This window comes from Ensifer sp. ENS07, assembly GCF_014852185.1.
Lineage (GTDB): Bacteria > Pseudomonadota > Alphaproteobacteria > Rhizobiales > Rhizobiaceae > Ensifer > Ensifer adhaerens.
In genome coordinates this window covers 190524-205564 of record NZ_JACVBE010000015.1, presented here as the reverse complement: position 1 = coordinate 205564, position 15041 = coordinate 190524, and the positions used below count along the sequence as shown (strand labels likewise).

Genomic DNA, 15041 nt, shown 5'->3' with positions numbered 1-15041 from the left:
TAAAAGTGCTTCCCAGATTGTCGCGGAGCGGCAATCAGAACACGACGAGACTCTTGCCAGCGACAATCAGCATGATACTTTCATCCCGACCGCGACATAAGAGTCTCATCCAGATTGTCGCCGCCGTCTCATCCTGATCGCCGCGCTATAGACAGCCGCCGACGGCACCATCGCCAAGGAACTGCGCAACGCCTTCGTCGCCGACCATTGCCGCGCCGTCTGGGTCGCGGTGCCGGACCATCTCGACATCGCCGGTCTGGAGCGCGCGGTCCTTTCCCTCGCACCTTCCGAGGCGATCGCATGGAACGGGCGCGCCACCGAAGTCTACGGTGAACCTACGGAACTGGTGGATGCGACCCTCGAGCGGCTGGGCTGGGGTAGAAAGCAACTGGAAGCCATCGAGCGTCAGCGCCTTCGCTACCTCAGCAGCAAGATCACGTCCCCGACCCCGGCTCCTTTGATCGGCTGGACTGTTCCCACGCCTTTCCCCACAGGCGAATTCCGTTTCTTCGCGCTGGACGTCGAAACGGCCAATGCCGACAGGTCGAGTATCTGCCAGATCGGCGTGGCGTGTGTCCGGCCAGATAACTCGATCGAGACCTGGACGACCTATGTCGATCCAAAGACCGACGATTGGTCCTGCACCAGAATTCACGGCATTACGGCACCAACCGTCACAGGAGCTCCGACGTTTGACCAAGTGTTTCCGCTTCTCTCAAAGGCCTTGGGCGGACATGTCGTCTATCAGCATTCCGGTTTCGATCAGTCCGCCATTGCGGCCGCTTGCACCAAAAGCGGTTCCGGTCAGCCGACCTGGGAGTGGCGTGACAGCGTTCAAGTTGCCCGTCTTGCCTGGCCCGAGTTCAAAGGGAATGGCGGTCACGGCCTTTCCTCGCTGAAGCAACATCTCGGCCTACAATTTGCCCACCACGACGCCGGGGAGGATGCCCGGGCGTCTGCAGAAGTCGTTCTGCGCGCCGAGCGCCACCCCGCGTGGCAAGTCACGGTCGACCTACCAGTTCGGCGTTCGATCACTATCGAAGCGGCCCTCGAGAGCCTGGACACGATCGTTGAACCCGGACCTGCTGAAAGCTCCAATGTTCAGACGGACCAGAGTTCTTCAAAGGTGGCAACAAGACCCATTCCCAGCAATCCAATCCGTGACGCAATGCTGGCGAGGATCACGGCCCGTCCCGACGTTCGCCCACACCCCTCACAACGCGATGCGAAAGGTACGAAATACATGTCGGCATTTACATTGGGTAGTGTCGCGTTCGTCGTCGACAAAATGAGTGCCGGGAAGCAGCCGATTTGGGTGCTCGATCGGGCCGACATTCGCGCCTACCTCGACACGGAGAACTTGGAGTATCACGTCTACACGCCTGACATGGGGCGCAATAGCAATCTTCAAAAGCTTCCAAGCTTCGGGAAAGGCCAGCTTCTTCGGATATTTCCTGCCACCGCAGATCAGGGGATGGGGGTTATCGCGAAGCTCGAGAGGTAGTCTTCTGTCACCGTACAATCCGGGGAACGTGCAACGCTTTCGGCGGTTGATGTCCGCTGTTGGCGCTTCAGCGACAAGGCCGAGTATCCGGAAACCGTGCGTCCGCATCTGATGACCCTAGAAGAATTCATCGGTGATGTCCGGGTAGCCTGACAGATTGAATGGAATGCAATTTCGGCGTCAGTCGGTCCCGCGTCACCCGTTCCGGGTCGCTATGCTGACGCTCCTGCGGCGGACGTTGATTCCGAAATCGCATGCGCGAATTCCCGCGGCCTCCTCGATATCGAGGACCACTATGTTGGCCGCTCCGATATGCTCTTCTTCATCGTAAGGCGCGGTTCCGCGCCGGGATGGCCCATGGGGCCACTTGAGGCTCAAGTATGCTGTACGGGGCCGTATACGCGCCCATACAGCACACTTGGCTTTTCGAATCGGTCTAACTACCCTGAATCCCTTTCCCCACCTTCAGCGCCAAGCCTGCCACCGTTCCCACTCCGTCAACGCCCCTGGGTGTCCTGCACTCCGTTACGGCCCTTCGGATGACTGCCGTTGTGAGCGATGGCGATCATGGAGCTATCGGGACGGGGAACACATCAGAAGGCCGCGCTACGCGCTGGTTCGACCTGGCCTGTGGCCCACATCGAACAGGGAACAAGCCCTCACTTTCGCATCTCTAAAATCCTAGCAATCCAGTTAGGTTTCCCTCCGGCACATTACAACCCTGCCGCGTCATCACTGGGCTCCATCGCCCCGACGTGCTATAAATATGTCAACGAAAACAGTGATCAATCGAGGTTCAGATGGCAATCACGAGCACAACTTTTCAAGGGGTGACATTTAATCTTCTGGTTGAAGAGTTCGCCGATCGGGACGCGGCCGGCCGCCTCAACGCATACCTGGCATCGACTTACAAGATCGAAAAAGGAACCTCCGCCCGTCTTTTGATCCGTCGTTCCCGTCTACCCGGGGCGGCCGCCGCGATGCGCGACGAGATTGAACGTGACGGCATCCAGGCGTTCCGCCGCTTCAGCACATCTGAAAACTCACATTCCCGCATTGAAGGAAATCACAATGCTTCTCCTGCGTATCCTGATCCTTCCCATCGCCATGTTCGTCTTCGTGGTCCTGTACACATTGGCGATCAAAGCCCCTGCGGCGGTCGAAGTCGGCAGTCTCGTTCTCTGCATCATCGTGCCACTTCTCATCGCGGCCAAGCTGGTCAGGAGCACGTTGCGAAATGCAACCTTGAATTAATTCAAGAACTCGATATCGAAATTCAAGAACTCGTATACAGGTTTAATTCGAGAACTCGGGGAGTGGTGCTAATGCAACGAGTTCTTTAATTAAAACAATAAGTTACAGTATTGACGCAGAGCGTATCGTTTCTTATATGTTGCTTTGTCGAAGGGACGACAGGTAAGCAATTGTTCCTCACTCCCGAGATTGCAAATGCAACTGGATGTAGAAATGGAATGCACATGAGTGACTATCCATGGAATGAGAAAGCCAGGAGTGCCCAGTGCCAGGTTCGTCGAGCAAACGCGACATACAGCCTGTATGCTGGTCACCTGCCCGACATGCGCAGTGCTGCATGGTTCGTCCGGAAAGGCCGACGCGTCATCGCGAGCGGTATCGCTGGCGACATGGGCAAGGCGCTGGCCCAGGTGGAGCACGCGTTCGAAAACTGGACGTCGAAGGACTGGCGAGTCTACGGCTGAAATCTTCGCCGCCGACGCATTTTCCTCTTGTGCGGCCGTTGGAATGCTCCAACACTTTGTATGTGGACAGTCACAAACGCACTTCTCCACATCACATGAACTCCTGAAAAACGGAAACTAAATCAACGGATAACGTGCGTCGGCGCGCGGCGGAGCCATGCCTACAGGCTGGTTTCGCGCCCTCCGGGACGACTCCCAAACCGAGGACCAGAAAGAGAAGAACGATGAATCAGACCAGAAGGAAAAGCCTCCAGAAATTGCTGAACCAGCTTCAGCCGTTGGAGCCTGTGATCCAAGAGCTGCGATACGACATCGAGGCGCTAAAGGACGAGGAACAGGAATACCGTGATGCGATGCCAGACGGCATCGGCGGAGGCGCGCGCGGAGAAGCGGCCGATGCGGTGATCGAGGCCCTGGAAGAGGCCGTGAACATTCTCGAAGAGGTCCAATCGGATGTCGTCGAAGCTGCATCGAAGCTCGAGGAGGCAATGACGTAATGCTGTTCACGGAATCCTCGAATAACGCCCGTCGGCGAGTGCGCCGAAGCCGTGCAGAGAGGCTGTGCGTGGACCTGCCTCCCGGAACGCTGGCGGCACTCAAAAATCCATGCGGTACTGCGGGAAACAACGATCCGCGAGGTCGTCCCAGCCTCGTACAAAGAGAACTGGAAGGTAAGGTACGATGAGAACTATTGCACACCTGACGCTCGACACCGGGCACATTCGTAACAGCCCGAGAAGCGAAGTCCACCGAGATGTAGTGGACGTTCTTTCCCCGATTGTCAGAGGAGGCAAAGGCGAGGTCGCCGGCTGGGATATCCAGATGATCCATGGAGCAGCCCCTGGATCGGTCGGCTTCGCGCTCAACCATGGTGGGCTCTGGATCGCTTCCAGCTATATGGCCTGGACACAGGAGGGCGATGGTGCGCAGTGGGATGTGATCCGCAAACTCTATCAACCGAATATGATGAAGCCCACGTGCTCGCCGTGGCTTGCCGTCAAGCTGATGTCCGGATCGGCTGGAGCCGGTTTTGATGTGATGATGGAAGCAGGCGACCTTGAACGCTGCATTGCCTGGACGGTCCTGGACGTTTTTGGCGAGAGGGCGAGCGCATGAGAATCCTCGAAAAAATAGGACAGGTTACGCGGGGCGAGATCGATGTTGGCGGCCTGCCAGGATCAACAACGGAGCGGATGACGATCGGTCTCGCTCTCGATGCTCTGGAAAAGACCAACCCTGGCTTTGCAGGCGATCAAAAGGGAGCATGGCAGAGGCTTGATGCTTCCCAGCGGCGCATCGTGCGGGATTTCAACCTGGAATATCGCAAGGAGAAATGGCTGACGGAAGACGATGTCGCCATGGCCGTAATCGATGATTGCGCGATTGACGCTTGGGTAGAAGAGACCTTGAGCCGCTGGGAACACAAGAGAAAGGAAGGAGCATGACAAAAGCTCGTCGATTTGCCGACATCCCGACCAATGATTTCCCTCTCAATGCTGCGAAATACAAGAGGCTTCGTAGCGACATCCGCGCAGCCGCCGTCGGATTTGACAACCTCGGTACCACTGCCGGGCAATCCGTTTGCCACGAACTCAGCCAAGCCCAGCATCACCTTGAGCAAGCGTGGAATCTGATCCAGGCGATCGAGGAGAGCGAGCGGCGGCGCGAATGGGGCATGAATACGGACTGAAATCAAACCATTCCTGTTCGCATTTTCGTAACCGGCGGCATGCCATTTCCGTCATGTACAGGTACATGACGTTTCCAGCAGGGTTTTCAGTGCGGGCAGTGGAATTGTTTTGTGGCGCGGGCGGCATGTCCCGTGGCCTGATCGATGCGGGTATCGAGGTCATCCGGGCATACGATGCGTGGCCAGTGGCGGTGGAAAACTATCGCCACAACATCGGCCCCCATGCAGAGGTCGCGGACCTCAAGAACCTCCTTTCCATCATTCCGACGATTGCTCGTCTTGCACCGGACATGATCTGCGGCGGTCCGCCGTGTCAGGACTATTCCCTGGCCGGCCGACGTCAGGAGGGCGAGAACGCGAGCATGACGGTTGCCTTCGCCATCATCGCGGCAGCTGTCCGCCCTGAATGGATCGTCATGGAAAACGTCATACAGGCCTCGAAATCGCAGGCCTGGAACGATGCCCGGGCAATGCTCAAACGCGCCGGTTATGGTCTGTCGGAATCGCGCCTGAACGCGAGCCTTTATGGCGTCCCACAGAACAGACGTCGATTAATCGTGGTAGCGCGTCTTGGCGAGCGTGACGGTTTCCTGCAGTCCGCTGTTGCAGGCGCGGCATCTTCCCGTCCGATGACGTTGCGGGACATGTTTGGTCTGGTAATCAAAAGCCCCCTGTACTTTCCCGCCACGTCGGCCGCCCGACCGTCGCACTATTCACTAGGCGAATCGGCTCCTACGACCCGCGAGCGGTCGATCAGACCTGTTCCCGCAACATGGCATCACCACGCTGCCGACATTGCTCTGATCGAAAACGGATATGTGTATTCGCGCCCCATGCGTGGTGGACGCGGCGTCAGGTCGATCGACGAACCATTTCCGACTGTCACAAGGACCTCCTGGGAGCGTCCGGCCCCGAAATATTTGGGCAATCCGCATCCGGACGATCCGGCACCGGCCGCATTGACTGCCACCCTCACCAGAGAACAGGCATCCCGCATTCAGGGCTTTCCAGCAGACTGGCAATGGATCGCCCGCACGCAACGAGACATTTTGCAGATGATTGCCAACGCTGTTCCGGCCCCGTTGGCGAAAGCGGTCGGTGAAGTCATCCTGGCCCGTGACGTGGGACAGACCGTACCGGCGATCGAGGGCAGGTTTCTCGATTGGCTTGAGTGCAACGGACACCGACGGGCGATCGCACGGAACATAAAGGCGAGCGCAACTAGGGCGAGGCGTCTCCTCGGCGGACGGACATATGCGGACTCAGCGAGGGAGCTTGCGGACCTTGATGCCGTGGTCAGTTTCGGCACGCTGCCGAAGAATACGAGGAGCGATCTCCGGAGGGCTCTCGTTCTCCTCGCCGAATTCGAGGCGTCGAAGAAATCGCGATTCAAGGCAACACAGCAGGCTGGGCAAGCCACGACCGCTCCCAAGCCGACGGCGCTGGCGGATGCTGCCTGATCTGCAAGAGCAACGATAGGGCCAAACGGCGATAGGGAGAGAGCGGCGCGATCGCCGCTCCCTTGTGCAATTGGTGATTCACGCGATCCCGTCGAGGATGAGTTCGGCAACCTTACGGCCATACATTTTCGCCTCACGCTCCCCTTCGATGCTGTATTTCAGGATGCGCCCCTCCCATTCGACCTCAACATCGCAGTGGTTGTCCGCCGGAGGATACACGGACACCAGGATGGCAGCATCGCCGCTGCCAAATTCGGACTCCTGCTTGACGATCTTGGTCACCGGACGCCAGATGGAGCCACCTACAGAAGCCAGATACGCAACCTGGGGGGCTGGTTCAGTCGACTCCACGAGGGGCAACACCATTGCCTCTCCGTGAGACTCATCAGTCTCTTGGCGCGGCACTTCGTCTTCGAGACGGGCCGTTGCCTCCTCCGGGTCCGCGTCCAACAAAATGCCCAGGCGCTCCGAAACGCGCTTGATCGCATTCATTGCGCATCCGGGACGAACGTACACCCGATCGAGAAGGGTTTTGTCTTCGTCAGTCTGGCCGATCATCACGTGCACCTTATCCACCTGGCGGTGGATCAGCAGCTGGATGTTCGGTGCGATGTTCAGCGAAGTGAGGGTGTTCTTTGCAGCAGAAAATGCTGCGATGATGGACGCTTCCATGCCTTGCTCCTTCGAATAGTCTACCCCTTTCATCTGTTGCCCCCCAATGAGGCAACTCGACTCCGGTCATATTTCGAAGAAGATCAAATCCATCTGTCAGACCCCTTTTGCCGCCTGGATGGCGGAACACGGGTCTTCTATCGCGAAAGTCTTAAACAGACCTTAACGGCAATATCTCACCAGCAATTTTTTCGAACGGATCAGCTCCGATCAGATGATTGGTCACCGTTCATGGCAGTGGCCAGCACATCCAGCAATAAAAACAGACCTGCAAGAAATCGTTAACAACATCTCTCGGGAGCATCAGTGCGCGCTTCGCGGCAAGCTTGCCGACAGGGTGCGGCGGCGATACCTGGCCACCTTAGCGTTGTACCCTTCCGCAAGACAGGTAATCGAGCGCCAGGACGAGAAGCGCCGGAACCGCGCAAAACGCGGTCAAGGTGACGATCGAGGCAGACATGTGCGGCAGTCCCGCCAGTCCGCATGCCACTGCCAGCGCAAGTCCGCCCACCGTCCCGATCATGAGTTGCTTCATTTCGATTTTCCTCCAGTCACGAGCGTTCCGATACCAGTCTTGGGCAACATGCCGCGTCCGGCAACAGCCAGCATTCCGCCGAATGCACCGGAGACGAGCCCTGACTCTCCATACGAAGTGCCTTGACCCAGCCAGTTCAGTACGCGGTCGGGAAGAGCCCATATCTGGCCATAGGTTTTGAGGCAGACGAACCAGACCATATATGTCTGCATGAGGGTCAGAAGCAGATAGCCTGGAAGCCCGACGACATGGCCGCCCGACTGGGCGAGGAACGCCGTCGCCCAAAGACGATCAATCATTCCGAGCACAGGGTTGAACGCACCATAGGCCGCGAAGACCGCGAGAGCGGCCAGTGCAGGCCGAAGAAAGATGTTGACCGCAGCAAGCAATCCGAGCCTGACGCTGTCTCCTGCGAACTCGTCGCTGCCGTCCATTTTAAGCCACCGAAGGCACCAGACAGGCAGGGCGATCATCGCTTCCATCAGGGCGGATAACAGGGCAACGCCCGACGCGATCATGAACAGGAATGGCATGAACGGGATGACGTAGGCCCGCAAGGCCCCGATGATCCACACGGGGATGATGACGAACTTCGACCAGTCCAGGAAATAGTTGACTGCCGATGCCCCGAAGAATTCCAGGACCTTGTTGCCCGCGACGCCTGCAATGACGCCGCCTGCGGCGATGGTCGCGGATACGCCGGCCAGCATCGCATGCCCGGAGGAGATCAGTGCGCCCATCTCGTCGCGAGGTTGTCCATCGTCGGCGGGGGTCGCCGCCCATTCGATGACCGAACGGGAGATCGGCGCGATGATTTTCGTTGCGAGGTCGGCGGTCTCGTCGCCGGCCGATGCGAAATCGTTGGCGCTCAAAGCTTGGCGTTCGGTTTCCCCCGACACCTGCAACCGAAGTGCGGCGAATGCCTTCTCTATCGCTTCGCCGAAATCTCCGTCCGCCCGGGGCGGGGTATCCTCGGGCCGCTCGTTGGTCATGGACGTCGTGATGTCGGAGACCTGCGCCAGTGTTCTCCAGTACATCCCAAGCGTCAGAAATCCCTGACTACGGGCATCATCGAGAAGCGTATCGCGGGAACCGGCCGCAACGGTTTTGGCCTCCTCCTTCGCCGCAGCCGTTAACGCGCGGTCGTAGGCCGCGCCCATGGAGCGGATGTTCTGGACAAGATCGGGTGACAGGGCGGTAGACGAGACGGCATTCGCCACCGCACCCGCTGAGGACAGACCGGAGGTTTCGGCGGCAAGGCGCGCATATCGACCTGCCTCCACCCGGAAGGCAACCACGAACGACTTTGTCGCCTCGCGCCGTGCCTTTGAGAATGACGGGCGATCGTCGAGGGCGTTAACCGAGAAATGGCCGCACGTCGGGCCATAAGCCCAGGTGATACGCTTTTCGTATCCAGGGACGCCCAGTCCTGATAACGCCCCCTCTGGATCGGGCAGGCGCGCCTCCCATCCCCAAAGACTGCCGGCCTGATTGTAGACCGCCGCGCAGACTTCGTGCTGCAGCACCATCATGGCGATGCTCGATCCGTTCGAGGACGCCGGCGTTATGGTGACACCGTCCTTAACGACGGCGGTGATGCCAGTGTTGGAAATGTCGTTGCCGAGATTGATCCCCGCCCGCGCGATAACGTCGCGGAGGATGTAGTGGACGCTGGAGAATCCCGTCTCTGGCATTGGGGCGAGCAGGCCGAGGCCGAGGACAATGCGCAGGGGCACCCAAATCTGGTGCCACCGTTCGCCGAGCACCCGACCTGTGCGGGCCGAGGCAACAATGCCCTGCACGGTCTGGAACGCGACGGCGAGCCCGCCGAGGAAGAAGAGGGTCGATGTGAAGACCTGAAGCACGCGGCCGTACATCGTCGTCGCTTCGCTCGGAAGCACGGTATTGACGATCCGCCATGCAATGTCCGTTGATGGTGGTTCCGCGAGTAGATCGATCATTTCGGGCCTCCTGGCATTTGGGGACCGGTTGGACCGTTCGTTCCCTCCGGGCCCTCGGGCGCGGCATCCTTTTTCGCGTCGGCGTCCGAACTGCGCTTGTCGAGCCCGAGCGTCTTTTTTTCGGCCTCGGTCAGGACAACGAGGACAACTGACAGGTCCAATCTTCGTGGGGGCATCGGCTTCGCCGTGGTTCCCGCCGATCCGGCCTTCCCCGCGCTCCCTTTGTCGCCGCCGCCGTTGCCGCCGTCGCCTCCGCCGGAATTCGCGTCGGCGTCGGCGGACGCAGGCGCGACTTCGAAATCCGCCACGCTCCTGGGTTCGTCCGCCCCGTCAAGGATCGTCTGGCCGATGGCGGCCAACTCCGGCAGCGTGTGCCACAACGCCGCGAGCCACGGTTTCGCGCACGGCTGCATGTCCGTTTCGCGAAGCAATTCCGCACGGAGCCGGATACGCTCTTCCAGCGTGCGCCAGCCCGCGGCGTCGCCCGACGTCGCAAGCTGCTCCAGGTACGCGAGAAGTTGCTGAGACTCCGTCTCCAAAAAGCTCTGCCGGTTGTGTGTCGGTCGCCCGCGAACCAGCAGGCACCACCGCACGACGTCCACCGCCGCCCCATGCGCCGGATCGAGGTGGAGCATTCCGATATCGCGGAGGATGCCAGTGGCATTCTGCCAAAAAATCTCTTCGCCAGTCGTCGTCATGGCGTCATCCCTCCCGGTGTTGGTGTCTGCTCGTCCAGCGCGGCGGCGAGCGCCCGTGACAGATTGCGAATTTCCTGCTGTGCAGCGGCCAGACGTTGAGCCTGTTGGCGCAAAGCATGGCGCTGTTCGGCGGCCTTGCGCTCTGCCCCGCGCCGGGATGCGCGTTCCCTGTCCGCATCGGCCTTTGCTTTCTCCGCAGCAGCCTTCGCGGCGGCGAGATCGCGGGCAAACTCTCTGTGGACTTGGTTGCGGATACGGGATTCCTGTATGCCGTCGATAACCGAGCGGATCGCCCCGCCAACCCCCTGCAGTCGAGCGGCCACCGCCTGGACCCTCTCGGCATCCGTCTTGACAGCGGCGGCTTCCGCTTTCGTGCGAGCAATGTAGGCTTGTCCGCGCGCCTCTACGGCAGCCGCTCTGTCGAGGGTCCGCTTGAGCGCGTTGGCTTGAGTCTGCTCGGCGTGCCACTCTGCACGGGTCAGGCGGCGGCGGGCTGGACCGAGGCGGGTCAATCCGCAAGGGATGGCAACGGCTTCGTGATATGAATCCTGCCATTCGCGCATCGCCGCCTGATATGCCATGTCAGCTCTTTTGTTCAGGGTCTTGCCATCTTCACCGGGCCGGCGGCCAGCTGTTTTGACCGCCCGTTTGGCCATGACGCCAGGATGATAGATGATGGCCTTGAGCTCGCGATCGCGACTGTTCACGACATAGGCATGGATGTGCCATTGCTTTTCATCGACATGGCGGATCACGGATTTAAGAGCTGGGCCGTACTGTTTCTTGAGCCAGTCGATCGTCAGCCTTTCCCACTGACGGACTTCCGCCAACTTGGATTTCTCGGCATGGACTTCCTCGACCGTATAAGGGTGGCTGGCAACGACGGTATGAAGTGTTTTCTGGTCCTGACGGATTCTCCGCAGCTTGCCGCGTGGCCCTGGCGTCAACGCCGTTTCGACGGCGGCATCGTGCATTGCATGGACTTTCGCGACGTCCATACCGTAGATCGTCGTCGGAGGCTTCGGGTTCTGGACGTGTAGAGAGGCGGATGGATGCCGGGCAGCCTCATCGAAAACAAAGCGACTCGACCTGCCCTTGCTGTCAGCTTTCCGCGACCAAGACTCGAGGTGGACGAACTGGAAAGCCATGAATCATATCCCGTCCTCGAACTCGAAATCGATTCCTTGGCTGAAGCTGGCCACGAGTTGCACGCGATCGAGGAAATCGCGCTCGGAGACGTGCTCAAACCCTTCGGAGCCGAACGGGGGGGCCTGTGAAAAGCTGGCGTAGCGCTCCGGGCTTTCCCAGATGACTGCGTACCAGCTTCCGGGAAGGCGGATCACTTTTAGCTTGGCGGGGAAGATGTCACCTTGGTTGGTGACGGCGATCTGGCGATCATAGACTTGCATCGGTGGCACTCAGGACAATGTCTGAATCGTGCCTGCCGGCGGAAGAAAAAGGAAGGCAAAAGTATAGTGGTAGTGACCGACTACCACTAGCTGCGCTAGTGAGGGGGGTTCGCCAACCTGGCGCTCGTACCACGCGGGCCGATATTAGGGCATCGGCCACAATTGCGACTGATGAATGCGTTGGCTTGTGAAGTTTAGCGTAGGTAGCGACACAATTCCCCAGCGGTTGCGTCACGTACAAGTACATGACGGCACTTGGCACGTAAGGTCAACATTTGTCGGCTGGCTCTCTTAGAGGCTGCGCCTTCTTTCAACAGTCTGTCTCCGACAACCGATCATCCAAGATGAAGTCATTCAATGGCGGCCCGGAGCTCTCTGGCCCCAGCCAGTTGGACATTGCATTGGGTCATCTTCCAGTTTGAGCCCTATTTTGAGCGAGCGAAAAATCGACTTGCCTCCGGCCTTGCACGCACGAATCGCGTACATTTCAGAAATGTACGAGAAATGATGATCATATGTTGACAATGATGCAGAGCATGGATACTTTCTGTGTAAGGAATCAAATATGTGAGAATGCATGCGCGACAGACGCCAAAAATTTATTGAGCTTGCTGAAGCGAGGGTTAACCGAGCAATCAAGGACATTCGGCTGATCGGAAATCTTTCCAACAGAAGCGCCTACGTATTCAGCGAGCAGGACGTAAAGAAGATTTTTCGGGCCCTGCAGAAGGAAATCGAAGGCGCGCGCGGACGATTCGGCGACGAGGCCGGCGGGCGCGAGACGGAATTTACGCTAGGGGAGGATTAATATGGGGAAATGGCAGTTCGAAGAAGTTCCGGCAACGCTTGTCGAGCAGGACCCAACGCAACGCGATCAGTTCAATAACGATGAGGTCGGCTTGGCTGAGGCTCTGGTTAGAGAAGTAATCCAGAACTCGACTGATGCAGCCTCTGGGTCAGCGCCAGTGAAGGTTTCCTTTTCGGTCCATCGGCTTGATGCGAACGCAAGTGCGGACCTTCGCGGACGCTTCGATAGCCTGCGTCCGCATCTCCAGGTATGTGGGGTCAGGCTGGAGCCGTTGTCGTCCGAGGCTGCGAAAATTCTCCTAATTGAGGACTTTGGTACGAAAGGGCTAACTGGGGAGACCGGCAAGCTCGACAACGACAACTTCAGGAACTTCTGGCGCAGGCACGGCCGCTCTGGAAAGGGCGGTGCTTCGGGAGGGCGTTGGGGTTTAGGCAAGCTCGTATATTCATCATGTTCCGAGTTGCGAAGTTTCTTCGGGATGACCGCCCGAGCAGGAGACACTGCACCACTGCTGATGGGGCAAGCGGTTCTTCTCAATCACGAGATTTCAGGAAGTCGCCATCCTGCCCATGGCTTTTGGTTCGAGCACCGGGGGGCAGGTGGTATCCAGCTTCCAGTTTCGGATGCATTGGAAATTGACGCTTTTCGAAAGCTCACCAGTGTTAAGCGCCAGCTCGAGCCTGGGTTGTCGATCGTCATACCCTACGTGAAATCCAATATCACAGAGGCCACCCTCATCGAGGCGGTGCTCCGAAACTACTACTTTCCGATCCTCGCCGGCAAGCTGACGGTAGAGGTTGGCGCGATCCTGATTGATCAGAAGAATTTTCACAAAGTTGCCGCGGAGAACGAGAAAAGTCATCAGGGTCAGTCAATCGCCCTTTCCTTCGTCGAGGCGGTTAGCAAGCAATTGGCGGGGGTGCCGGCAACAACTGCCTCGACGTCCCTCGAAGTGGGGGGCGTTTCCGAAAAGATGTTTCAGGCAATCCAGCTGGAAGCGATGAAAGCGGCGTACCGTGATGGAAAGCTCGTCCAGGTTAGGGTCCCGGTGCGTCTGAAGCCCCGCAATGCCGCCGATGTTTCCAGCTACATCGACCTTTTTCTGCAGGCCGTTCCAGAGGGGCAGAAGCCGTTCGCCCTGTTCGCGCGGGGCTCGATCACGGTGCCAGGAGAAGTTCGCTATTTTAGTGGCATCCACGCATATGGCGCAATGGTCGCTGCAGATAAAGGTGTCGCCGAGTTCCTCGGGGATGCAGAAAATCCAGCGCACACTAACTGGATTGCGAGTGCCGAAAAGCTTGCGGATAGGTGGCATTCGACCGGGGTTGTAAAGCAAATACGCTACTCTCTTAGGGAGCTGCATGCGCTCATTGCAGAGCAGGTCGCGCGCGAGGATCAGAACGCGCTGATTGATCTGTTTTCGCTTGTCGATGCATCAAGGGCTTCAACAGGACCAAGAAAACGTACTAACAAGCCTGTCGTTAATGTGGTGCCGCGGGAGAAGGCGATTGCGATTAAACCCTGTTTGGGCGGATTTGAGATCATCGCCGGCCCTGGTGCCGCAAAATGGGATTTTCCCAAAAGGATCAAAATCAGGGTCGCCTACGATACAATGGTCGGCAATCCGTTTACTGCGCATAGCAAATACGATTTCGATCTCACCAAAAGTGACATTGCAATAAATGCGAAGGGTGCGACCTGGGTCGCGCAAGGCCCATGTAGCCTTGTGGCCTCCGTTACTGGGCCTGATTTCGTCATAAGTGGGCTTGGCTTCGATGCCAACCGCGACATTGTTGTCGATGCGAGGGCTGCGTAATGGCCACAACAAAACGACGTATCAACTTCACCAACCGCAAGCGAATAAGTCACGAGGCGATTGATATCCGCCTGCTAGATACCCCGCCAGGCGCGGCTCCACGTGCGACGGCAGAACTGAAGCTTGATGGATTTGGTTTCCCCGAGACCGCTGAGGTTGCGATCGAAGCTTATCGCGGTTCGTCGCTGATGCGCTTCGGATGCGGGACCGTAGGCAACCTTTCGGTCCCACCGCTGATGATAATCGACGATATCGATGTGGGCGGTAATGTTCAGTTTCGGGTGAAGGTCGTAGACACGCACGGAGTTGTTGGTCTCCTTGCTGCCTTGGCGTCGCACGTCCGACCAAAGAGCAAGGATGACGGGGACGGCCGCCGAAGCTTGCTAACCATTCGTTATCACGATCTGGGCTCGGAGTTATGGCGGGTCTCAGTAGACGAAAACGAGCCGCCCGCCTTGGTCCTCAATTACAGGGCAACCGGAATAGAGGACAGAATCATCAACGATCCGCTCGTCCGAGGATTGCTAATGCCGGCGGCCTTTCGCATTGTTCTCGAAAAACTCGTTTTGCTAACTCCGCCAGATGAGGACGACGAGACAGATTGGAAGAGGGACTGGTTGAAGTTCTGCGACGAAGAACTTGGTATCGAGGATAGTCCGTTCGAACTCGATAAGGACGAGCGCGCGGAGTGGATTGATGAGGCGGTTAAGGTTTTTTCATCGCGTGCAACTTTCCTTGAGAAAGTAAGGGCGAAGGCGGGGGAGGTATAG

At 58.3% G+C, this 15041-nt stretch carries 17 protein-coding genes; 11 read left to right on the top strand and 6 right to left on the bottom strand.

Annotation, left to right across the window (positions count from 1 at the left end; translation table 11 throughout):
• Positions 1-229 precede the first annotated feature (229 nt).
• From IB277_RS31895 to IB277_RS31860, 8 genes are all read left to right on the top strand, one after another.
• Complete coding sequence (locus IB277_RS31895; protein WP_371813729.1) at positions 230-1504, top strand: 3'-5' exonuclease; 1275 nt, start codon at positions 230-232, stop codon at positions 1502-1504.
• 800 nt (positions 1505-2304) lie between these two features.
• Positions 2305-2847, top strand: a complete 543-nt coding sequence (locus tag IB277_RS31890) for a hypothetical protein (protein ID WP_192372629.1) — start codon at positions 2305-2307, stop codon at positions 2845-2847.
• A gap of 135 nt (positions 2848-2982) precedes the next feature.
• Positions 2983-3222 carry a hypothetical protein gene (locus IB277_RS31885; RefSeq protein ID WP_192372627.1) on the top strand — a complete coding sequence of 80 codons (240 nt, stop codon included), beginning with the start codon at positions 2983-2985 and terminating at the stop codon, positions 3220-3222.
• Between the two features lie 224 nt (positions 3223-3446).
• Complete coding sequence (locus IB277_RS31880) at positions 3447-3719, top strand: hypothetical protein (RefSeq protein WP_192372625.1); 273 nt, start codon at positions 3447-3449, stop codon at positions 3717-3719.
• 184 nt (positions 3720-3903) lie between these two features.
• Positions 3904-4338: a hypothetical protein gene (locus IB277_RS31875; protein ID WP_192372623.1), complete on the top strand. Its 435-nt coding sequence runs from the start codon at positions 3904-3906 to the stop codon at positions 4336-4338.
• Positions 4335-4667, top strand: coding sequence for a hypothetical protein (locus IB277_RS31870; RefSeq protein ID WP_192372621.1), 333 nt, complete (start codon positions 4335-4337; stop codon positions 4665-4667). Before IB277_RS31875 ends, IB277_RS31870 begins: the two co-directional genes overlap by 4 nt.
• Positions 4664-4912: a hypothetical protein gene (locus tag IB277_RS31865; protein ID WP_192372619.1), complete on the top strand. Its 249-nt coding sequence runs from the start codon at positions 4664-4666 to the stop codon at positions 4910-4912. Before IB277_RS31870 ends, IB277_RS31865 begins: the two co-directional genes overlap by 4 nt.
• On the top strand, positions 4891-6372 hold the full coding sequence (locus IB277_RS31860; protein WP_192372617.1) for a DNA cytosine methyltransferase: 1482 nt from the start codon (positions 4891-4893) through the stop codon (positions 6370-6372). Before IB277_RS31865 ends, IB277_RS31860 begins: the two co-directional genes overlap by 22 nt.
• A gap of 78 nt (positions 6373-6450) precedes the next feature.
• On the opposite strand, the gene IB277_RS31855 is transcribed toward IB277_RS31860, so the two are convergent.
• The 6 genes from IB277_RS31855 to IB277_RS31830 form a co-directional block, all read right to left on the bottom strand.
• A complete protein-coding gene (locus tag IB277_RS31855) occupies positions 6451-7044 on the bottom strand; it encodes a hypothetical protein (RefSeq protein ID WP_192372616.1) in 594 nt (197 codons plus the stop codon).
• A 361-nt stretch (positions 7045-7405) separates the two neighbouring features.
• The gene (locus IB277_RS31850) at positions 7406-7579 is read right to left on the bottom strand and encodes a hypothetical protein (RefSeq protein WP_192372614.1); all 174 of its coding nucleotides are present in this window, start codon (positions 7577-7579) and stop codon (positions 7406-7408) included.
• Positions 7576-9540, bottom strand: coding sequence for a DotA/TraY family protein (locus IB277_RS31845; protein ID WP_192372612.1), 1965 nt, complete (start codon positions 9538-9540; stop codon positions 7576-7578). The genes IB277_RS31850 and IB277_RS31845 overlap by 4 nt, the downstream gene beginning before the upstream one ends.
• Positions 9537-10238, bottom strand: coding sequence for a hypothetical protein (locus IB277_RS31840; RefSeq protein WP_192372610.1), 702 nt, complete (start codon positions 10236-10238; stop codon positions 9537-9539). Before IB277_RS31840 ends, IB277_RS31845 begins: the two co-directional genes overlap by 4 nt.
• Positions 10235-11386 carry a hypothetical protein gene (locus IB277_RS31835; protein ID WP_192372608.1) on the bottom strand — a complete coding sequence of 384 codons (1152 nt, stop codon included), beginning with the start codon at positions 11384-11386 and terminating at the stop codon, positions 10235-10237. The genes IB277_RS31840 and IB277_RS31835 overlap by 4 nt, the downstream gene beginning before the upstream one ends.
• 3 nt (positions 11387-11389) lie before the next feature.
• Positions 11390-11647, bottom strand: a complete 258-nt coding sequence (locus IB277_RS31830) for a hypothetical protein (RefSeq protein ID WP_192372606.1) — start codon at positions 11645-11647, stop codon at positions 11390-11392.
• Between the two features lie 577 nt (positions 11648-12224).
• Here IB277_RS31830 and IB277_RS31825 point away from each other — a divergent pair.
• From IB277_RS31825 to IB277_RS31815, 3 genes are read left to right on the top strand one after another with little or no spacing between them, the layout of a single operon-like run.
• Positions 12225-12455, top strand: coding sequence for a hypothetical protein (locus IB277_RS31825; RefSeq protein WP_192372605.1), 231 nt, complete (start codon positions 12225-12227; stop codon positions 12453-12455).
• Between the two features lies 1 nt (position 12456).
• On the top strand, positions 12457-14271 hold the full coding sequence (locus tag IB277_RS31820) for a hypothetical protein (RefSeq protein ID WP_192372603.1): 1815 nt from the start codon (positions 12457-12459) through the stop codon (positions 14269-14271).
• On the top strand, positions 14271-15041 hold the full coding sequence (locus IB277_RS31815; RefSeq protein WP_192372601.1) for a hypothetical protein: 771 nt from the start codon (positions 14271-14273) through the stop codon (positions 15039-15041). The genes IB277_RS31820 and IB277_RS31815 overlap by 1 nt, the downstream gene beginning before the upstream one ends.